This is a genomic window from Rhizobium ecuadorense (genome assembly GCF_001187535.1).
In the GTDB taxonomy this organism is placed as follows: domain Bacteria; phylum Pseudomonadota; class Alphaproteobacteria; order Rhizobiales; family Rhizobiaceae; genus Rhizobium; species Rhizobium ecuadorense.
Genome location: NZ_LFIO01000966.1, coordinates 1 through 268, shown reverse-complemented (window position 1 = coordinate 268; position 268 = coordinate 1). Strand labels below are relative to the sequence as shown.

1 protein-coding gene is annotated in these 268 nt (G+C 58.6%); it reads right to left on the bottom strand.

The features are described from left to right. Positions 1–268: Orn/Lys/Arg decarboxylase N-terminal domain-containing protein (locus AF337_RS18080; protein WP_280138856.1), on the bottom strand; the 268-nt coding region annotated here is incomplete at both ends.

Sequence of the window (268 nt, the reverse complement as noted above, 5' to 3'; positions counted from 1 at the left end):
CAGCCTGCACGATGGCCCGCGCCATGAACTCTGCCGAATCCTCGAATAGCCGCATGAAGGCGTTAGCGTGGCGCAACACGGTGGCCGGAACATCCTCCGCTGTCGTGTCGTCCCCGAAAAGGAAGATCGGCATCCGGTCGTTCTTCTGGCGCTTTGCGCTTAGGACCTCTTCCAGCACCTTCCAACGCGAGGCTTTGTCCTCAGTGCCGTCGACGGAAATCAGCCAGCAAGATTCCGTATTGAAAATATGTACCAGGCGACGCGCATC